This window comes from Pseudacidovorax sp. DMC4, from assembly GCF_056314265.1.
In genome coordinates this window covers 13,823-33,574 of the sequence record NZ_JBQUYR010000005.1, presented here as the reverse complement: position 1 = coordinate 33,574, position 19,752 = coordinate 13,823, and the positions used below count along the sequence as shown (strand labels likewise).

19 protein-coding genes and 1 tRNA gene are annotated in these 19,752 nt (G+C 68.7%); 11 read left to right on the top strand and 9 right to left on the bottom strand.

Annotated features, from left to right (window positions below; translation table 11 throughout):
* Positions 1-44: 44 nt before the first annotated feature.
* The 3 genes from ACT54X_RS10780 to ACT54X_RS10770 all read right to left on the bottom strand — a co-directional run bounded on the left by ACT54X_RS10780 (position 45) and on the right by ACT54X_RS10770 (position 3,015).
* Positions 45-1,958, bottom strand: coding sequence for an alkyl/aryl-sulfatase (locus tag ACT54X_RS10780; RefSeq protein WP_476346433.1), 1,914 nt, complete (start codon positions 1,956-1,958; stop codon positions 45-47).
* Positions 1,955-2,644 carry a TetR/AcrR family transcriptional regulator gene (locus ACT54X_RS10775; protein ID WP_354321957.1) on the bottom strand — a complete coding sequence of 230 codons (690 nt, stop codon included), beginning with the start codon at positions 2,642-2,644 and terminating at the stop codon, positions 1,955-1,957. The genes ACT54X_RS10780 and ACT54X_RS10775 overlap by 4 nt, the downstream gene beginning before the upstream one ends.
* Before the next feature lie 95 nt (positions 2,645-2,739).
* Positions 2,740-3,015, bottom strand: coding sequence for a hypothetical protein (locus ACT54X_RS10770; protein ID WP_354321956.1), 276 nt, complete (start codon positions 3,013-3,015; stop codon positions 2,740-2,742).
* A 91-nt stretch (positions 3,016-3,106) separates the two neighbouring features.
* Between ACT54X_RS10770 and hemA the strand changes: the two genes are divergently transcribed.
* From hemA to paeA, 6 genes are all read left to right on the top strand, one after another.
* Positions 3,107-4,393, top strand: coding sequence for a glutamyl-tRNA reductase (hemA, locus tag ACT54X_RS10765; RefSeq protein ID WP_294376963.1), 1,287 nt, complete (start codon positions 3,107-3,109; stop codon positions 4,391-4,393).
* Positions 4,394-4,503: 110 nt separating this feature from the next.
* Complete coding sequence (prfA, locus tag ACT54X_RS10760; protein WP_294376966.1) at positions 4,504-5,589, top strand: peptide chain release factor 1; 1,086 nt, start codon at positions 4,504-4,506, stop codon at positions 5,587-5,589.
* A 95-nt stretch (positions 5,590-5,684) separates the two neighbouring features.
* Positions 5,685-6,536, top strand: a complete 852-nt coding sequence (prmC, locus tag ACT54X_RS10755; protein WP_294377048.1) for a peptide chain release factor N(5)-glutamine methyltransferase — start codon at positions 5,685-5,687, stop codon at positions 6,534-6,536.
* Between the two features lie 38 nt (positions 6,537-6,574).
* Positions 6,575-6,898, top strand: a complete 324-nt coding sequence (gene grxD / locus ACT54X_RS10750; protein ID WP_294376969.1) for a Grx4 family monothiol glutaredoxin — start codon at positions 6,575-6,577, stop codon at positions 6,896-6,898.
* Positions 6,899-7,156: 258 nt separating this feature from the next.
* The gene (locus ACT54X_RS10745; protein WP_294376973.1) at positions 7,157-8,155 is read left to right on the top strand and encodes an AAA family ATPase; all 999 of its coding nucleotides are present in this window, start codon (positions 7,157-7,159) and stop codon (positions 8,153-8,155) included.
* Positions 8,156-8,309: 154 nt separating this feature from the next.
* A complete protein-coding gene (gene paeA, locus ACT54X_RS10740; protein ID WP_294376975.1) occupies positions 8,310-9,635 on the top strand; it encodes a polyamine export protein PaeA in 1,326 nt (441 codons plus the stop codon).
* Positions 9,636-9,694: 59 nt separating this feature from the next.
* On the opposite strand, the gene ACT54X_RS10735 is transcribed toward paeA, so the two are convergent.
* Together ACT54X_RS10735 and ACT54X_RS10730 are read right to left on the bottom strand one after the other, a co-directional pair.
* Complete coding sequence (locus tag ACT54X_RS10735; protein WP_294377051.1) at positions 9,695-10,372, bottom strand: lytic transglycosylase domain-containing protein; 678 nt, start codon at positions 10,370-10,372, stop codon at positions 9,695-9,697.
* Between the two features lie 89 nt (positions 10,373-10,461).
* Positions 10,462-12,204, bottom strand: coding sequence for a proline--tRNA ligase (locus tag ACT54X_RS10730; RefSeq protein ID WP_294376978.1), 1,743 nt, complete (start codon positions 12,202-12,204; stop codon positions 10,462-10,464).
* A 141-nt stretch (positions 12,205-12,345) separates the two neighbouring features.
* Between ACT54X_RS10730 and ACT54X_RS10725 the strand changes: the two genes are divergently transcribed.
* Together ACT54X_RS10725 and ACT54X_RS10720 are read left to right on the top strand one after the other, a co-directional pair.
* A complete protein-coding gene (locus ACT54X_RS10725; RefSeq protein ID WP_017761184.1) occupies positions 12,346-13,011 on the top strand; it encodes an RNA pyrophosphohydrolase in 666 nt (221 codons plus the stop codon).
* 13 nt (positions 13,012-13,024) lie between these two features.
* Positions 13,025-13,525 carry a CNP1-like family protein gene (locus ACT54X_RS10720; RefSeq protein WP_294376982.1) on the top strand — a complete coding sequence of 167 codons (501 nt, stop codon included), beginning with the start codon at positions 13,025-13,027 and terminating at the stop codon, positions 13,523-13,525.
* Between the two features lie 102 nt (positions 13,526-13,627).
* Here the strand turns inward: ACT54X_RS10720 and proB are convergent, their stop codons facing one another.
* From proB to rplU, 4 genes are all read right to left on the bottom strand, one after another.
* Complete coding sequence (proB, locus tag ACT54X_RS10715) at positions 13,628-14,761, bottom strand: glutamate 5-kinase (protein ID WP_294376985.1); 1,134 nt, start codon at positions 14,759-14,761, stop codon at positions 13,628-13,630.
* Positions 14,762-14,815: 54 nt separating this feature from the next.
* Positions 14,816-15,883 (bottom strand): Obg family GTPase CgtA, encoded by a 1,068-nt coding sequence (gene cgtA, locus ACT54X_RS10710; RefSeq protein WP_294376988.1) that lies wholly within the window; start codon positions 15,881-15,883, stop codon positions 14,816-14,818.
* 89 nt (positions 15,884-15,972) lie between these two features.
* The gene (gene rpmA / locus ACT54X_RS10705; RefSeq protein ID WP_017761188.1) at positions 15,973-16,230 is read right to left on the bottom strand and encodes a 50S ribosomal protein L27; all 258 of its coding nucleotides are present in this window, start codon (positions 16,228-16,230) and stop codon (positions 15,973-15,975) included.
* Between the two features lie 18 nt (positions 16,231-16,248).
* Positions 16,249-16,560 carry a 50S ribosomal protein L21 gene (gene rplU, locus ACT54X_RS10700; protein WP_017761189.1) on the bottom strand — a complete coding sequence of 104 codons (312 nt, stop codon included), beginning with the start codon at positions 16,558-16,560 and terminating at the stop codon, positions 16,249-16,251.
* A gap of 236 nt (positions 16,561-16,796) precedes the next feature.
* Here rplU and ACT54X_RS10695 point away from each other — a divergent pair, with 236 nt between their 5' ends.
* The 3 genes from ACT54X_RS10695 (at position 16,797) to pilB (ending at position 19,752) form a co-directional block, all read left to right on the top strand.
* Positions 16,797-17,726, top strand: a complete 930-nt coding sequence (locus ACT54X_RS10695; protein WP_294376996.1) for a polyprenyl synthetase family protein — start codon at positions 16,797-16,799, stop codon at positions 17,724-17,726.
* 25 nt (positions 17,727-17,751) lie between these two features.
* A tRNA-Pro gene (locus tag ACT54X_RS10690) sits at positions 17,752-17,828 on the top strand.
* A 190-nt stretch (positions 17,829-18,018) separates the two neighbouring features.
* Positions 18,019-19,752 carry a type IV-A pilus assembly ATPase PilB gene (pilB, locus tag ACT54X_RS10685; protein ID WP_294376999.1) on the top strand — a complete coding sequence of 578 codons (1,734 nt, stop codon included), beginning with the start codon at positions 18,019-18,021 and terminating at the stop codon, positions 19,750-19,752.

The window sequence follows — 19,752 nt, the reverse complement described above, 5'->3', positions numbered from 1 at the left end:
GTGGGCGCGGGCCGGTCGCGGGGCCCTCGTGCCCGCGTGCGTCGTTAGTCGGGCCAGCGGGCCGCGTCGACCACCGGGAAGCTGCCGCTGAAGTTGTCCAGCAGGCCGAAGAAGCGCGGCAGCAGGCCGGCGTCGCCGCGCAGTTGCGCCTCGCCGGCGCCCACCAACTCCGGCAGCGTCTGCTGCCGCGTCAGCAGCGCGTTGAGAGCACGGCGCGGCAGCGTCAGGTGCACGTCGCAGGGCGCTTCGGCCGACGGCACGCGGATGGGGCTCAATGCGCCGTTGGACAGTTCCAGCCGCCAGTGCTCACCGCTGTCGACCAGGTGCAGGCCCACCACGCAGGCCAGTTCGCCGGCGCGGGGCGCGTTCAGGCGCACGGCCAGCGCGTCGAAGAGCAGGCCGTTGCCCAGCGCCGCCAGCATGGCGCTGCCGCCGGGCACGGCCGGCGCGGCGGGCGGGCCCTCGCGGTACTCGCGCGCGCCCAGCAGGAAGGCATTGCGCCAGGTGGCGGATTCGGCGGCGAAGCCCATCTGCTCCAGCGCCTCGGCGGCCAGCGCGCGGGCGCCGGCGTGGTCCGGGTGCGCGTAGACGGCATGCTTCATGACCTCGGCCACCCATCGGTAGTCGCCGTGCGCCAGGTCCCCGCGCGCCCGCTCGACCAGCGCGTCGATGCCGCCCATGTAGCGCACATAGCGCTCGGCCGCCGCCACCGGCGGATGCGCATGCAGGTTGGCCGGATGGGCGTCGTACCAGGACAGGTAGTGCTGGTAGATGGCCTTCACGTTGTGCGAGACCGTGCCGTAGAAGCCGCGCGCATGCCAGCGCCGCGCCAGCGGGCCCGGCATGGTCAGCCCTTCGGCGATCTCGGCCGACTTGAGGCCGTGGCTCATCAGGCGTACGGTCTGGTCGTGCAGCCAGCGGTACAGATCGCGCTGCTCGCGCAGGAAGCCCTGCACCCGGTCCTGGCCCCAGGTAGGCCAGTGGTGCTGGGCCAGCGCCACGTCGCTGCGATCGCCCCAGCGCTGCAGCGCCTGGTGCAGGTACTTGGACCAGGCCAGCGAATCGCGCACCTTGGCGCCCCGCAGCGGACAGAGGTTGTGCAGCGTGCGCGTGGCGTTCTCGGCCAGGTTCAGGGCGCGCTCGCCCGGAAAGTAGAAGTGCATCTCGGCGGGCGCCTCGGTGTCGGGCGCCAGCTGGAACTCGATGGCCACGCCGTCGATGGTGTGGGCCTCGACGTCCTGCACGATCTCCCAGGTGGGCGCGATCAGCGAGGGCCGGCCGCGCGGCAGGCTCTTGCCCAGGCCGGCATCCACCTGGCCGTCGGCGCCCACCGGCAGCGTGTGGCCGAACTGGAACTGCGCCCGCCGCGCCATGGCGACGCCGCCGATCACGTTCTCGGCCACGGCGTGGTGCATGAAGCCCACGGGCGCGATCACCTGCACCCGGCCGGCATCCACGTCCTTCTGCGAGACCAGGCCGGCGACGCCGCCGAAGTGGTCGCTGTGGCTGTGGCTGTAGATCACCGTGTGCAGCGGCCGGCGGCCCTCGGGGTCGCGCAGGCGCCGGTAGAGGCGCAGCGCCGCGGCGGCGGTCTCGGGCACCGTGAGGGCGTCGAGGGCGATCAGGCCGTCGTCGCCCTCGATGAAGGTGATGTTGGCCAGGTCGTAGCCGCGCACCTGGAAGATCCGCGGCGTGACCTGGAACAGCCCGTGGATGCGATTGAGCCGCGCTTGGCGCCAGAGCGCCGGGTTGACGGTGGGCGCGGGCGTCTCGTCGTCAAGGAAGGCGTAGGGGCGCAGACTCCAGACCGGCGCGCCGGAGACGCCGGCCACCTCGGCCTCGTCGTCGCAGCCGAGAAGGCCGCGGCGGGCGTCGTCGAAGTCCTCGCCGTCCTCCGGCGGCGCGCCGGCCGCGGCCAGGCGCTGGAGGTCGAGGGTGGGGCCGTAGGCGGTCTTCATGGCTGGTTGTCCCGGTGGTCGGGCGCGATGCCCAGGTAGGCGCCGAGCGCCTCGGCGGTCTGCGCGACCAGGGCCGCTTCGTCCAGCCGGACGGGCCCCGGGTCGGTGAGCACGGCGCTGACCAGCAGCCCGTGCAGCATCTGGTGCGCGAAGCCCAGGCGCGCGGCGGCGACCTCGCCCTGCCACTGCGGCCAGCGCGCCATGGCCGCCACCAGCCGTCCGCGCGTGACCAACCGCAGCTTCGCGAGCGGATGCGCCGTGTTGGCGTCGCGCGGCTGCTGCTGGGTCTGCCCCAGCGCTGCGGCATAGAGCCCGCGGTGCAGCCGGAAGGAATGGACCATCAGCCCCACCCAGGCCTGCAGGAACTGCGCGGGCGTCTCGCCCTCGCGCTCCGGCGCGGCGTGGAAGGCGTCGAGCCGCTGTTGAAGCACCTCCGCCAGCAGCTGCTGCAGCACGGCGAAGTAGGCCTCCTTGTTGTGGAAGCGCGTGTAGAAGGTGCCGACCGAGCAGCCGATGGCCTGGGCGATGTCGCTGACCGTCACCTCGGACCAGCGGCGGCTGGCCGTCAGCTGCAGCCCGGCTTCGATCAGCGCCTGCTGTCGCTCCTGGCCGCGCGGGCGCTTGGGTGCGACGGCATGCTGCGCCGGCAGCGTGCCGGCGGCTTTCTGGACGAGTTCTTCCTGCATCGACTCAACATGAACATGAATTCATATTCATGTTATGGCGTGAACAATGGCGTCGGAAGCTCGGGCTTACCCGCAGGAATGAGGAAAGGACCGGCTTAGCGTCCGCCGCGCAGCAGGGCCCACTGCACGGTGCCGGCGACCAGCGCCAGCGCCGCATAAGTCGCCATCCGCCCGTCGTGACCCGTCAGCACCAGGCCACCGAGCAGCGTCACGACGCCGGCCCCGGTGGTGATTGCCACCTGCTTCCACAACGGCACGCGCAGCGAGCGTGCGCGTTGCAGCACGCGCAAGCCCAGGGCCAGCAACCCCGCCACGACCACGGCAGGCGCCACGAAATTCAGCAGGTGATCGAGAAACTGGAGGGGAGACATGCGCCGCGATGCGTCCGCCAATGACTGCGATAGGAGGGTTTGCTGCAGTGCAAGGCGCCGAAGAGGGGCGCAAATTTTATAATGCGCGGTTATGGCAGTCTGGGCACTCGGCTTGAACCACACGACCGCGCCGCTCGACCTGCGCGGCCGCTTCGCGTTTGCCGTCGACCAGATCGCACCCACCCTGCAGAGTCTGCGCAGCGCCGTGGGCCTGCGCGGCCATCCGCCGGTGGAGGCCGCCATCCTCTCCACCTGCAACCGCACCGAGATCTACTGCGCCGCCGACCGCCCCGCGCTGGAGCACACGGTCGACTGGCTGGCCGGCAGCGGCGGCGTCTCGCCGGCCCTGCTTCGCTCCCACACCTACACGCTCACCGATGGCCAGGCCGCGCGCCATGCCTTCCGCGTGGCCAGCGGCCTCGACTCCATGGTGCTGGGCGAGGCCCAGATCCTGGGCCAGATGAAGGACGCCATCCGCGCCGCCGAGACGGCCGGCGCGCTGGGCACCACGCTCAACCAGCTGTTCCAGCGCTCCTTCGCCGTCGCCAAGGAAGTGCGTACCTCCACCGAGATCGGCGCGCATTCCATCAGCATGGCCGCCGCCGCCGTGCGCCTGGCCGGCCAGCTCTTCGAGGACCTGCGCGAGACCCGCGTGCTCTTCGTCGGCGCCGGCGAAATGATCGACCTGGCCGCCACGCATTTCGCCGCGCGCCAGCCCGCAAGCATCGTCATCGCCAATCGCACGCTCGAGCGCGGCGAGAAGCTCGCCAGCCGCCTGGGCGGCGAGGCCATGCGCCTGGCCGACCTGCCTAGCCGCCTGGCCGAGTTCGACATCGTGGTCAGTTGCACCGCCAGCACCCTGCCGCTGATCGGCCTCGGTGCCGTGGAACGGGCACTCAAGGTGCGCAAGCACCGGCCCATGTTCATGGTCGACCTGGCCGTGCCGCGCGACATCGAGCCGGAGGTCAAGGCGCTGGAAGACGTCTACCTCTACACCGTGGACGACCTTGCCCATGTGGTGCGCCAGGGCGAGGCCAGCCGCCAGGCCGCCGTCGCCCAGGCCGAGGCCATCATCGATGCCGGGGTGCAGAACTTCCTGCACTGGATGGACCAGCGCAGCAGCGTGCCGCTGATCCAGCAGTTGCAGGCCCAGACCGATGCCTGGCGCACGGCCGAATTGGCCCGCGCCCGCCGCCAGCTCGCCCGCGGCGACGATGTCGAGGCGGTGCTGGAGGCCCTCTCGCGCGGCCTCACGCAGAAGATGCTGCACGGCGCCCTGGCCGAACTGCACGCCGGCGACGCCACCCACCGCGAGCAGACGGCGCAGACGGTGAGCCGGCTCTTCCTGCGCAACGGCGACCCGCGCCGCGACAACTAGCGACGCTCGCTCGCTGAAGCCTCCTCTGCACGGGGGGCTGCTCACTTCCGCCGCGCAACCGCCTTGCGCCGCCCTTGCCGCACGGCCCCGTCCCCCCTTCCGCTTCGCCCGTGAAAGACTTCCTCCGCCACCAACTCGAACGCTTCGCCCAGCGCCTGGAAGAGCTCGACTTCCTGCTCTCGCGCGAGGACATCATGGCCGACATGGCGCAGTACCGCGTGCTATCACGCGAGCATGCCGAGGTCACGGCCATCGCCGGGCGCTGGGCCCGCTACCGGCAGCGCGAGACCGACTTGGCCGGCGCCCGCGACATGCTGGGTGACCCCGACATGGCCGAGATGGCGCAGGAGGAAATCGCCGCCGCCACGGCCGAGCTGCAGCAGCTGGAGGACGAACTCCAGCGCCTGCTGCTGCCCAAGGACCCGGACGACGCCCGCAATGCCTTCCTCGAAATCCGCGCGGGCACGGGCGGCGACGAATCGGCCCTGTTCGCGGGCGACCTGGCGCGCATGTACACACGCCATGCCGCCAGCCAGGGCTGGAAGCTGGAGATCATGAGCGCCAGCGAGAGCGAGATCGGCGGCTACAAGGAAGTGGTGCTGCGCGTCGAAGCCGACGGCGCCTACGGCCGGCTGCGCTTCGAATCCGGCGGCCACCGCGTCCAGCGCGTGCCCGCCACCGAAACCCAGGGCCGCATCCACACCAGCGCCTGCACCGTGGCCGTGATGCCCGAGCCCGACGAGACGCAGGCCATCACCCTCAACCCGGCCGACCTGCGCATCGACACCTTCCGCGCCAGCGGCGCCGGCGGCCAGCACATCAACAAGACCGACTCCGCCGTGCGCGTGGTGCACCTGCCCACCGGCCTGGTCGCCGAATGCCAGGACGGCCGCAGCCAGCACAGCAACAAGGCCAAGGCGCTGCAGGTGCTGCAGGCCCGGCTGCAGGAAAAGGAGCGCAGCGAGCGCGCCGCCAAGGAGGCCGCGCTGCGCAAGGGACTGATCGGCAGCGGCGACCGCAGCGACCGCATCCGCACCTACAACTTCCCGCAGGGCCGGCTCACCGACCACCGCATCAACCTCACGCTCTACAAGCTCGGCGCGGTGATGGAAGGCGACCTGGGTGAGGTGCTCGATGCGCTGCAGGCGGCGCGCGAGGCCGAGCAGCTGGCGGAGCTGGAGGCGAGCCAGGCATGAGCGGTCGCCCGAGCATGCCGGCTGGCGATGACACCACGGCGGGGGCCGAGGCCGCGAGCGCCGCGCCCGCGCCAGCGGCCGCCACGTCCGCTCACTTGTCCGCAGAAGCCGCCCCACCGAGCGTCGCCGCCGCCCTGCAGGCCGGCCTGCGCGCCGGCCTCGATCGGCTCGATGCCCAGTTGCTGCTGCTCTTTGCGCTGGACCGGGCGCCGCACGACCGGGCCTGGCTGCTGACGCACGACGGTGACGCGCTCGCTGCCGGCGACTGGCCGCGCATCGCCGCCCTCTTCCGACGGCGCCTGGCAGGCGAACCCGCCGCCTATCTGCTCGGCCAGAAGGAATTCCACGGCCTCGACCTTCAGGTGGACGCCCGCGTGCTCGTGCCGCGACCGGACACCGAAACGCTGGTCGACTGGGCCCTCACCTGCCTGGAGGGCCGCCACGCCCCGCGCGTGCTCGACCTGGGCACCGGCAGCGGCGCCATCGCCCTGGCGCTGCAGCGCGCCCGGCCCGATGCGCGGGTCGAGGCGGTCGATGCCAGCGCCGATGCACTCGCGGTGGCCGCGGCGAACGCCCAGCGGCTCGGCCTGCCCGTCGCCTTCCGCCAGGCCTCCTGGCTGGACGGAGCTCCCCCGACCGCCTACGACCTCATCGTCAGCAACCCGCCCTACATCGCCGAGGGCGACCCGCACCTTCCCGCCCTGCGCCACGAGCCGCTGTCGGCGCTGGTGGCCGGCGCCGATGGTCTGGACGACCTGCGGCAGATCGTCCGCGCCGCGCCCGGCCACCTCTTGCCCGGTGGCCGGCTGCTGCTGGAACACGGCCACGACCAGGCTGCCGCCGTGCGCGAGTTGCTGGCGGCCGCGGGTTTTGCCGACATCCAGCACCGCCACGATCTGTCCGGCATTGCCCGCTGCACCGGCGCAACCTGGGCCCCGGTGAAATAATCCACGTCCTTATCACCCCACCACCCACAGGAAACCCCATGAGCGACGTTCAGCAACGCATCGACGGCATCGTGAAGTCGAGTGATGTCGTGCTCTTCATGAAGGGCAACGCGAGCTTTCCCATGTGCGGCTTCTCCGGCCGCGCCGTCCAGATCCTGAAGGCCTGCGGCGTCGACACCAGGGCGCTGACCACGGTCAACGTGCTGGACGACGCCGAGATCCGCCAGGGCATCAAGGAATACAGCAACTGGCCGACCATCCCCCAGCTCTACGTCAAGGGCGAGTTCGTGGGTGGTTCGGACATCATGATGGAGATGTACGAGTCCGGCGAACTGCAGCAGATGCTGACCCAGGCCGCCTGAGGCTGCAGGGCACCTCTCCACCGCCGGCCAGCCCGGCTTCGATTCGGCTCGCTGCGTGCGGGCCGAATTGCTTTGGGCGGCACCCGCCTCGTCCGACCCGGCCTCGGCGGATTCATACACGCCCCGAGCACCGCCTACTCTCTTGTAGTCGCCAAGCCACATTGGCTGTCGGCCCCCTGCGGTCCGTGTGCAAGCGGCGCGGGCACGTCTTATGCTGTATCGCACCAGGTGTTGTTGTTCGATACGGAGGTGTTCCCGATGGATTCCCGCAGTCTCGTCCCCACCAGCGCAGGCTTCCAGCTGCCCGTGGCGCAGCTGCGCAGCGTCTACGAGACGCATGAGGTTGAGCGCCGGCTCGCCAAGCTGCCCGAGCGCGAGCACGAGACCTTGCGCAGCACCTACACCCGCATGCTGGAGCGCGGGCCCGAACGCTTCCAGGTCAAGCCCAGCGGCGTGCCCGACATGGCCGCGCTCTACGAACAGCTCCCCAATTTCACCGATGTGCTGGACGACGTACGCCGCCACGTCGCGCTGGCCCAGGACAGCCGTGACGGCCTGGAAGTGACGCCCATGCTGCTGCTGGGCCCACCCGGCATCGGCAAGACCCATTTCGCCCGCAAGCTGGCCGAGTTGCTGGGCACCGGCATGCAACTGGTCCCGATGAGTTCCATGACCGCCGGCTGGCTGCTCTCCGGTGCCTCCTCGCAATGGAAGGGCGCCAAGCCCGGCAAGGTGTTCGAGGCGCTGGTCGACGGCCAGTACGCCAACCCCGTCATCGTGGTGGACGAGATCGACAAGGCCAGCGCCGATGCCCAGTACGACCCGCTGGGCGCGCTCTACAGCCTGCTGGAGCACGACACGGCCCACCACTTCGTCGACGAGTTCGCCGAAGTCGCCATCGACGCCAGCCAGGTGATCTGGATCACCACCGCCAACGACGAGCGCAGCGTGCCTGAGCCCATCCTCAACCGGATGAACGTGTTCGAGATCGAAGCGCCCTCGCCCGAGCAGGCGCGGCGCATCGCCCGCAACCTGTACCTGTCCATCCGCGCCGAGCACGACTGGGGCCGTCACCTGGCCGCCGAGCCGGCCGACGACGTGCTCGATGTGCTGGCCAGCCTGGCTCCGCGCGAGATGAGACGCGCGCTGATGACCGGCTTCGGCAATGCCCGCCTGGCCCGGCGCGAGCAGATGCAGGCGGACGACCTGCCGCGCAGCGCCGGCAGCCAGCGCACACGCATCGGCTTCGTGCAGTAACCCGACGCCACGGAGGGCGTCCCGGGCCGCGTGGGACCTGCCCGCTCGCGCGCCTGCCGTTCGAGCGCGGCCCGGCATGCTCGCGGGGCTGAGACACGGGTGACGCCGTGCGCCGGGGCGCTATCCTCAGGCCGGCGCCACTTCCTGCCAGCCGATGACCCTGACCCAAAGCCTGCTCCTGATCGCGCTGTTGATTGCCGTCAGCGCCTTCTTCTCCGTCGCCGAAATCTCGTTGGCCGCCGCCCGCCGGCTGCGCCTGCGCCAGCTGGCCGACGACGGGGACGCGCGGGCCCAGGAGGTGATCGCGCTGCAGGAGCAGCCGGGCCACTACTTCACCGTCGTGCAGATCGGCCTGAACGCCATCGCCATCCTGGGCGGCGTGGTGGGCGAAGGGGCGCTGACGCCCTACTTCGCGCGCCTGTTCGAGCTGGCGCTCGATGCCGAGAACGCCCAGCGAGCCGCCTTCACCGCCTCCTTCATCACCATCATCGCGGCCTTCCTGGTCTTCGCCGACCTCTTCCCCAAGCGGCTGGGCATGAGCGAGCCGGAGCGCATGGCCATGCGCATCGCCCGGCCCATGCGCTGGCTGATCACGCTGCTGGGCCCGCTCACCTGGCTGTTCACCCGCATGACCGACGGCCTGTTCCGGCTGCTCGGCCTGCCCATGGTGCGCGAGGACAAGATCACCCTGGCCGACATACTGGCCATGTCCGAGGCCGGCACCCGCGCCGGCGTGCTGGCGGCCCAGGAGCACCAGGTGATCGCCAACGTGTTCGAGCTGGACGTGCGCATGGTCAACAGCGTGATGACGCCGCGCGAGCGCATCGCCTGGCTGCACCGCGACGATCCGGAGTCGGTGCTGCGCGCACGCATCGTGGCCGAGCCCTATTCCGCCTACCCGGTGTGCGAAGGCGACATCGACCATGTGCTCGGCTATGTCGACGCCAAGGACATGTTCCAGCGCGTGCTGGGCGGCCAGCCGCTCTCCTTTGACCAGGGCCTGCCGATCCACAAGGCGCTGGTGATCCCGGACCGGCTGACCCTCACCGAAGTGCTGGAACAGTTCCGCTCCGCGCATGAAGACTTCGCCATCGTGGTCAACGAATACAGCCTGGTGGTGGGCGTCATCACGCTCAACGACGTGATGAGCACGGTCATGGGCGACCTGGTGCCGCCCTCCACCGACGAGCAGCAGATCGTGCAGCGCGACGAGCATTCCTGGCTGATCGACGGCGTCACGCCCATCCAGGACGTGCAGCGCGCCCTGGGCATCGACGAGATGCCGCACGAGGACGAGTACGAGACGCTCGCGGGCTTTCTGATGGTGATGCTGCGCCGCGTGCCGCGCCGCACCGACAGCGTGAGCTGGGCCGGCTTCACCTTCGAGGTGATGGACGTGGACAGCCACCGCATCGACCAGGTGATGGTCACCCGCGGCGGACCGGCCGCAGCGCAGCCCGATCCTGCGGTGCACCACTGAAGGGCGCAGCGTCGGCGGCCCTCCGGCGAAGGTCTGGGCGGCGGCCGGTGGCCCGCCAGTCACTCGCCTGCGCCGCCCGGGGTGTGACGAGGATCGAAGGTCCAGTTGCGCTGGTTGGCGAAGACGGCGTCCGGGTACGGCGCGCGGCCGCGGCTGCCGTTGTATCGGCCCAGCGCCATGAACAGGTCGCCGCGCTCACGGTCCAGATAGTGGCGCAGGATCACGCAGCCGAAGCGCAGGTTGGTCTGCATGTGGAACAGCACCGAGGGGTCGCCGTTGCCGATGGTCCGCACCCAGAAGGGCATCACCTGCATGTAGCCCCGCGCACCCGCGCTCGACACCGCGTGCTTGCGGAAGTTGCTCTCGACCTGGATCAGGCCCAGCACCAGGCTCACGTCCAGGCCGGCGCGGCGACTTTCGTACCAGATGGTCTGCAGCAGCTCCTTGCGGGTCTGCCAATCGGACACCTTGCGCCGCAGCCGGTCGCCCATGGTGCCGAGCCAGCGCAGGTAGTGCAGGCGGCCGGCGAAGTCGTCGAACTCAGGAACCGGCGGGGCGTTGTTGAGGATGGCCGAGCTGAGTGCGGTGCGCACCGCATCGGCCAGCGGCTCCTCGATCTGGGCGCCGGCGTGGGCGGTGGAAGGCCGCCACAGCGGGCCGGCGAGGCCAGCCCAGGAAGCCACCTGCACCGCGCGGCCCAGGAAGCCACGGCGCCCGGTCTGGGACACAGGCGACATCGCCTCGGCCACCGCAGCCGTGGCCGCAGTTGCAGCAGGGCCGAGCGGCACGCCGGCCTGCACATCGGCGAAGGCCAGGCGCTGCTGCGTCACACCGCCAGGCGGCCCTTCAGGAAGGCCGCCGCCTCTGCTGCAGGCACCTTGGTCGCCGCCGTGTCGCGGCGGTGCTGGTATTCGAACTGCCCTTCCTTCAGGCCGCGGTCCGAGATGACCAGCCGGTGCGGCACGCCGATGAGCTCCCAGTCGGCGAACATGGCGCCGGGGCGCTCGTTGCGGTCGTCGAGCAGCACGTCCACCCTGTCGGCCAGCAGTTGGTCATACAGGGCCTCTGCAGCCGCCTTGACCTCGGCGCTGCGGTCCATGCCGATGGGGCACAGCACCACCGTGAAGGGCGCCAGCGCATCGGGCCAGATGATCCCGCGCTCGTCGTGGTTCTGCTCGATGGCGGCGGCCGGCAGGCGCGTGATGCCGATGCCGTAGCAGCCCATCTCCAGCGGACGCGGCTTGCCGTCTTCTTCGAGGAAGGTGGCGCTCATGGCGTGGCTGTATTTGGTGCCCAGGTAGAAGACGTGGCCCACCTCGATGCCGCGCTCGATGGCCAGCACGCCCTTGCCGTCCGGCGACGGATCGCCCGCGACGACATTGCGCAGGTCGGCCACCAGGTCGGGCTCGGGCAGGTCGCGGCCCCAGTTGACGCCGGTGATGTGGAAGTCGGGCTCGTTGGCGCCACAGATCCAGTCGGCCATCAGTGCCACCTCGCGGTCGGCCACAACCTTGACCGGCTGCTTCATGTGGAGCGGGCCCAGGTAGCCGGGCTTGCAGCCGAAGTGGGCCTCGATCTCGCCCACGGTGGCGAATCGGAAGCCGGCCAGGCCGGGCAGCTTGCCGACCTTGACCTCGTTCATGTCGTGGTCGCCGCGCAGCAGCAGGAGCCAGACCTGGGTGGCCTTGATGGCGCCCTTGTCGTCGAGCAAGTCCGTGGCCAGTACGAGCGATTTCACCGTGGTCGAGAGCGGTACGCCGAGCAGCGCCGCCACGTCCTCGCAGGTGGACTTGCCGGGCGTCGGCGTCTTGGTCATCTGCTGCGTCGCCGCGCCGCGTGGGCCGGTGGGCGCCAGCGCCTCTGCCTTCTCCATGTTGGCGGCGTAGTCGCTGTCGGGGCAGTAGACGATGGCGTCCTCACCCGTTGCGGCGATGACCTGGAATTCCTCGCTCAGGTCGCCGCCGATGGCGCCGCTGTCCGCCGCCACGGCGCGGTAGCGCAGGCCGAAGCGGTCGAAGATGCGGCGATAGGCCTGCGCCATCACCTGGTAGCTCGCCTTGGCCGCCTCGGGGCTGCGGTCGAAGCTGTAGGCGTCCTTCATGATGAACTCACGGCCACGCATCAGGCCGAAGCGCGGACGGCGCTCGTCGCGGAACTTGGTCTGGATCTGGTAGAAGTTCTTGGGCAGCTGCTTGTAGCTGCGGATCTCCTGGCGGGCGATGTCCGTCACCACCTCCTCGCTGGTGGGCTGGACCACGAAGTCGCGGTCGTGCCGGTCCTTGATGCGCAGCAGCTCGGGGCCCATCTTGTCGAAGCGGCCCGTCTCCTGCCAGAGCTCGGCAGGCTGCACCACGGGCATGGTCATCTCGACGGCGCCGGCGCGGTTCATCTCCTCGCGCACGATGGCCTCCACCTTGCGGATCACGCGCAAGCCCATGGGCATGTACGTGTAGATGCCCGCGCCGAGCTTCTTGATCATGCCGGCACGGGTCATGAGCCGGTGGCTGGCCACTTCGGCGTCGGCCGGGGCCTCCTTGAGTGTGGACACCAGGAAACGGGATGCTTTCATCGACTGCAGGGCAAGAAGCTGGAGGAAGGAAGGCGGCGTGCCGCACGCGGCGCGGGGCCGGGAACTGGGCGGGCCGGCGTCAAGCTCCGGCCAGCATCGATCTATGCATAATCGAACCAGTTCAAAAATTGGGGTTTGATTATGCTTGACCGGGACGGCTTCAGGCCCAACGTCGGCATCATCCTGCTCAACCAGAAAAACCAGGTGTTCTGGGGCAAACGCATCCGCACCCACTCCTGGCAGTTTCCTCAAGGCGGGATCGATCGGGGCGAGACACCCGAGCAGGCCATGTACCGCGAGCTCCACGAAGAGGTCGGCCTGATGCCGGACCACGTGCGCATCGTGGCCCGCACCCGCGACTGGTTGCGCTACGAGGTGCCCGACCGCTACATCCGCCGCGACGCCCGCGGCCATTACAAAGGCCAGAAGCAGATCTGGTATCTGCTGCAACTTGTGGGGCACGACTGGGATCTCAACCTGCGTGCCACCGACCATCCCGAGTTCGACGCCTGGCGCTGGCACGATTACTGGGTCCCGCTGGACGTGGTGGTCGAGTTCAAGCGTGGCGTCTACGAGATGGCGCTGACCGAACTGGCCCGCTTCCTGCCACGGCCCGACATGCGTAACCGCTTCCTGCGCGGCAGCATGCGGGGCCGCGAAGCCGATCATCGTGACCGGCCACCGCACGGCCCTGCCGCCGCGGCGCCCACCTTCGAATTGCCGCCGGGCGCGTCCTTCGACCCCGACCCCAACAGTGCCTCCGATCATGCCTCGCATCCAGACAGCCCGACACCCGCAAGTCCCTAGTGCCCGGTGGCGCTTGACGGCAGCGGCCAAGTTCACGCACCTGCTCGCCACGGCGGCCTTGGTGGCGGGCACCGCGCATGCGCAGCTGGTCGACAACCCGGATTGGCAGGAATCGGCAGTCCCGCCTCCGCCCGCCTACGACGTCAAGCGTGCGCTGCAGATCGAGATGCCGGCGTACATGACGCTCAAGTTCGGCATCGACCCCAAGACCATCGTGATCACGCCGGACGGCGTCGTTCGCTACGTGGTGCTCGGCTGGCGCGAGGGCAGCAGCACTATCAATGCCTTCTACGAAGGCGTGCGCTGCGCCACGGCGGAATACAAGACCTACGCACGATCGGCCGATGGCGCGTGGCGATTGGTCGACAATGCCGACTGGAAGCGGATCGACGACCGCAATTCGATCTACACGTACGAGTTGTCCCGGCAGGCGCTCTGCCGGGGACGCGCGCCGCGGGCAAGCGTGACGGACATGGTGCGCGAACTCAAGCGCCCGGAGATCCTGCTCAACTGAGCACCACAGGCCCAGGGCGGCCGGCAACCAAACAGCGGGCAACACGCCGCATGCGGCCGGCGAATCACGCCGAACTGCAAGAGGGCCGTCGAGGCCCCGCGCTCACATCAGGACGAGGTTGTCCCGGTGGATCATCTCGGGCTCGGCCGAATAGCCCAGCAGCCCTTCGATGTCCGTCGACGAGCGCCGGCAGAGCAACCGAGCCTCGGCGGCCGCATAGTTCGCCAGGCCACGGGCCAGTTCGACACCGGCCGCATCGCGGATGGCAATGACGTCACCCCGCGAAAAGTCGCCTTCGACGGCCGTCATGCCGATGGGCAACAGGCTCTTGCCCTCGCCCCGGACCTTGCGCGCAGCGCCCTCGTCCACGATCACCGCACCTCGCAATTGCAGGTGGTCGGCCATCCAGCGCTTGCGGGCTTGGTGCTTGGCGGTGTCGGCCACCAATAGCGTGCCGATGGCCTCACCGCGCGCCAGCCGCATGAGCGCATCGGGCTCCCGCCCCCAGGCGATGACCGTGGAGGCGCCCGATCCGGCCGCACGCTTGGCCGCCAGGATCTTGGTCAGCATGCCACCCCGGCCAATGCTGGAGCCCGCCCCGCCGGCCATCAGCTCCAGCGCGGGATCGCCAGCCTGGGCTTCATGCACGAAGGTGGCATCGGGGTTCTTGCGCGGATCGGCGGTGTAGAGGCCCTTCTGGTCGGTGAGGATGACCAGCGCATCTGCGTCCACGAGATTGGCGACTAGCGCCCCCAGCGTGTCGTTGTCACCGAACTTGATCTCGTCGTTGACGACGGTGTCGTTCTCGTTGATCACAGGCAAAACGCCCAGGCCGAGCAGGGTCAACAGGGTGGAGCGGGCATTGAGATAGCGCTCTCGGTCGGCGAGGTCGGCATGCGTGAGCAGCACCTGCGCGCTGCGCAGGCCGTTCTCACGCAGCTTGTTCTCGTACATGTGGGCCAGGCCCATCTGCCCCACGGCGGCGGCCGCCTGCAGTTCGTGGACCTCCTTGGGCCGCGCGGACCAGCCCAGGCGCTTCATGCCCTCGGCAATCGCGCCGCTCGACACCATGACCAGTTCGCGCCCATCACGGACCAGCGCTCCGAGCTGGCGCGACCACTCGCCGATCGCCTGCTCATCCAGTCCCTTGCCTTCATTCGTGACAAGGCTGGAGCCGACCTTCACCACGAGACGGCGCGCATCGCGCAGGACGGAGGACGAGAAGTTGCGGGTCATGGAGCGGAATCGTGCGGCGCCGGGCGCCGTGGAGAGTGCGGGCGAAGGCGGTGGTCAGTCCTGGGGCGAAGCGAAGCGCGGATCGATGTATTCCGGCGGCTGCTCGGCCTTCTGCTGCGCCTTGACGTGCTGGTAGATGGCCTGCATCAGCGGCTCGCAGCCTTCTCGCGTGAGGGCGGAGATCTCGAAGACCGGTCCCTTGAAGCGCAAGCGTTTGACGAAGTCCTTGACGCGGGCGGCGCGCTCGTCGACCGGGATCATGTCCAGCTTGTTGAGCACCAGCCAGCGGGGCTTGTCGTGAAGGCCCTTGTCGTACTTCTTGAGCTCGCCCACGATGGCCTTGGCCTGGGCGACGGGGTCCACACCCTCGTCGAAGGGGGCCAGATCGACCACGTGCAGCAGCAGCCGGGTTCGCTGCAGATGTCGCAGGAAGAGGTGGCCCAGGCCCGCCCCTTCGGAGGCGCCTTCGATCAGCCCCGGGAGGTCGGCAATGACGAAGCTCTGCTCCGGTCCCAGGCGCACCACGCCCAGGTTGGGATGCAGCGTCGTGAAGGGATAGTCGGCAATGCGCGGGCGGGCATTGGAGACGGCACTGATCAGTGTCGACTTGCCGGCATTGGGCATGCCCAGCAGGCCCACGTCGGCCAGCACCTTGAGTTCGAGCTTGAGGCTCTTGCGCTCGCCGGGCCAGCCGGGCGTCTTTTGCCGCGGCGCACGGTTGATCGAGGACTTGAAGCGCAGGTTGCCGAAGCCGCCATCGCCGCCCTTGGCAATAGTGACGGGCTCGCCGGGCACGAGCAGTTCGCACAGCACCTCGCCCGTCTCGGCATCGCTGATGATGGTGCCGACCGGCATGCGCAGCGTGACGTCGTCACCCGCGGCCCCGAACATGTCGGAGCCCATGCCGTGCTGGCCGCGCTTGGCCTCGTGCCGGCGTGAAAAGCGGTAGTCGACCAGCGTGTTGAGGTTGGGATCGGCCACCGCGAAGACGTGGCCGCCGCGGCCGCCGTCGCCGCCGTCGGGACCGCCGAATTCCTTGTACTTCTCATGGCGGAACGACACGCAGCCGTTGCCGCCATCGCCAGCGGCGATGTCGATGAAGGCTTCGTCGACGAACTTCATGAGGGCAGTTTACAAATGAGACGTGCCGGGAGGCACATAAACGATGAAGCCCCGGCAAAGCGGGGCTTCACACGAGAGAGCGAGGTCGCTCAGACCGGGGTGATGTTCACGACGTGCTTGTTCAGCGCGCCGCGCATGCCGAACGAGACGCGGCCATCGACCAGCGCGAACAGGGTGTGGTCCTTGCCCACGCCCACGTTGTCACCGGCGTGCAGGCGCGTACCGCGCTGACGCACGATGATGGAACCGGCGCTGATCACTTGGCCGCCGAAGGCCTTCACGCCGAGCATCTTGGGCTTGGAATCGCGCCCGTTACGCGTAGAGCCGCCGCCTTTTTTCTGTGCCATGGTGTCCTGCTCCTGGGCTTAGCCGGCAATCGCACCGATCTGCAGCTCGGTGAACTGCTGGCGATGGCCTTGACGCTTTTGATAATGCTTACGGCGACGCAGCTTGAAGATGCGCACCTTGTCATGCTTGCCGTGGGACAGCACCGTGGCCGTCACCGTGGCGCCGGACACCAGGGGCGTGCCGACCTTGATCGCGCTACCGTCGCTGACGGCAAGCACTTGGTCGATCACGATTTCCTGGCCAACGTCCGCAGCAATCTGTTCTACCTTGATTTTCTCGCCGGGGGCAACGCGATACTGCTTGCCACCGGTTTTTATGACCGCGTACATGGGAAACCTCTTGTGAAAGATTCTCCGCGGCTCATTCCGCGAAGCTCTCCATGATAGCACGGGCAATGACAAGATGCACGCCCCGGCAGCCCAAGGACGGGCCTGTCCTTGGCCGCTCCCTATAATTCCGGCGCTCGAAAGACCGATCACCGCGCCTCGCGCCACCTCTCTTGTCTTCCACCACAGCCAGCCCACCTCCGCCGACCTTTGCAGCGCTCGACCTCGTGGCCAGCGACATGACCGAGGTCGACCGGGTCATCGACGCCCGCCTGTCCACGGGCGTGCCCCTGGTGAGCCAAGTGTCGCGCTACATCATTGCCGCAGGTGGCAAGCGCCTGCGCCCGGTCCTGCTTCTGCTGATGAGCCGAGCGCTCGGCTACGAGGGGACGCAGCACTTCAACCTGGCAGCGGTCGTCGAGTTCATCCATACCGCGACGCTGCTGCACGACGATGTGGTGGACGAGTCCACCCTGCGCCGAGGCCGGCCCACCGCCAACGAGTCCTTCGGCAACGCAGCCAGCGTGCTCGTCGGCGACTTTCTTTATTCGCGCGCCTTCCAGATGATGCTGGACGCCCAGGACATGCGCGTGATGGAGGTTCTGGCCGAAGCCACCAACGTCATCGCGGAAGGCGAGGTGCTGCAGCTCATGAACATGGGCGATGCGTCGCTGGACGAGCAGGCCTACCTGCAGGTCATCCGCTCCAAGACTGCCAAGCTGTTCGAGGCCAGCACCCGGCTGGCGGCGATCCTGTCCGGCGCCCCGCGCGATCTGGAAGAAGCGTGCGCCACCTACGGCCAAGCCCTCGGGACCGCATTCCAGGTGGTGGACGATGTGCTCGACTACGCGGGCGATGCGGCCGAAACGGGCAAGAACGTCGGCGACGATCTCCGGGAAGGCAAGGCCACGCTGCCACTCATCCTCGCCATGAAGCGCGGCAACGCCGCGCAGGCCGCCATCGTCCGCACGGCACTGGAGACAGGCGACGTCTCCCAACTCCCGCAGGTGGTCCAGGTCGTGCGGGAAACCGGCGCATTGGAAGCCACACGTGCCGCGGCCGCGCGCGAAGCCGAACGCGCAATTTCCGCGCTCGACGCGCTCCCGGCCAATATTTACTCGAAAGGTATGCTACAGTTAGCGGCTCAGCTTCTTGAGCGCCGAACCTGATCGGCACCGAAGCAAGACTGATTAACGGGGTGTAGCTTAGCCTGGTAGAGCGCTACGTTCGGGACGTAGAGGCCGGAGGTTCGAATCCTCTCACCCCGACCAGATTCATCCTTGCCCACCGGGCAAGGCACCAAAGCCCCACGTCGTGGGGCTTTTTTGTTGGTCCAATCCCACGCCCGGCACTCACACGAAGGGCCTACAGCCGTGTTGCACAATGTGTTTTTGTGCAACCAATGTACATTGGCACGATGGTCCGTTGACCGTCCAGCTCCCACCTCCCGTTTTCCGCCGCATGGCTGTTGCCGACCCACCGCTTCGTGACACCGCCTCCGTTGCGCTGCCTGGTTTGGCACGCGCCCTGGTGTCGGCAGGCATCCTGGACGCGCAAGCCGCCGAGCAGATTTACCGTCGCTCGCTGGCCTCGCGCAGCAGTTTCATTGCCGAACTCACCGGCACCGGCCAGGTATCTCCGCATGAGTTGGCGCATGTGCTGGCGATCAGCTTCTCCGCCCCCCTGGTCGATCTCGCCGCAGTCGATCCGCTGCGACTGCCCAAGGGGCTGCTGGATGTGCGCCTCTGCCAGTCCTACCGCATTGTGGTGTTGGCCAAGCGTGGCAATCGGCTGGTGGTGGCCACGGCCGACCCCTCCGATCAGCAGGCGGCAGAAAAGATCAAGTTCGCCTCCCAACTGGGCGTGGACTGGGTGGTGGCCGAGTACGACAAGCTGTCGCGCCTGGTCGACGCGAGCGCGGCCACCCCCTCGGAAACGCTGGAGCAACTGGCGAGCAGCGAGTTCGAGTACGACGAACTGCTCGGCGAGCCGGACGAGGCCCAGGAGACGGCCGCCTCTTCCGAGGTGGAGGACGCACCCGTGGTGCGCTTCCTGCAGAAGATGCTGCTCGACGCCTTCTCCATGCGCGCCTCCGACATCCACTTCGAGCCCTACGAGCACAACTACCGCGTGCGCTTCCGGGTGGATGGCGAACTGCGCGAGATCGCCAGCCCGCCCGTGGCCATCAAGGACAAGCTGGCCTCGCGCATCAAGGTGATCTCCAAGCTGGACATCTCCGAGAAGCGCATCCCGCAGGACGGCCGGATGAAGCTGAAGATCGGCGCCGACCGGGTGATCGACTTCCGCGTCAGCACATTGCCCACGCTCTTCGGCGAGAAAATCGTGATCCGGATCCTCGACCCCAGCAGCGCGCGTCTGGGCATCGACGCGCTCGGCTACGACGCAGACGAAAAGGAGCGCCTGCTCACCGCCATCGGCCGACCCTACGGCATGATCCTGGTGACCGGGCCCACGGGCTCGGGCAAGACGGTATCGCTCTACACCTGCCTGAACCTGCTGAACAAGCCGGGCGTCAACATCGCCACCGCCGAGGACCCGTCCGAGATCAACCTCCCGGGTGTCAACCAGGTCAACGTCAACGAGAAGGCCGGCCTGACCTTCGCGACGGCGCTGCGCGCCTTCCTGCGGCAGGACCCGGACATCATCATGGTCGGCGAGATCCGCGACCTGGACACGGCCGACATCGCCATCAAGGCCGCGCAGACCGGCCATCTGGTGCTCTCCACGCTGCACACCAACGACGCGCCCACCACGCTGACGCGGATGCGCAACATGGGCATCGCCCCCTTCAACATCGCGTCGAGCGTCATCCTGATCACCGCCCAGCGCCTGGCGCGTCGCCTGTGCCCGCAGTGCAAGCTGCCCGCCGACCTTCCGCCGCAGGCGCTGCTGGACGCCGGCTTCCGGCGCGAGGAGCTCGACGGCAGCTGGAAGCCCTACCGACCCGTGGGCTGCCCCGCCTGCAGCGGCGGCTACAAGGGCCGGGTCGGCATCTACCAGGTGATGCCGATCTCGGAGGAGATCCAGAAGATCATCCTTCGCGATGGCAGCGCGCTCGAGATCGCCGCCCAGTCCGAGCGCGAGGGCGTGCGCTCGCTGCGCCGCTCGGGTCTGCAGAAGGTGATGCAGGGCGTGACCTCGCTCGAAGAGGTGCTCGGCGTCACCAACGAATAG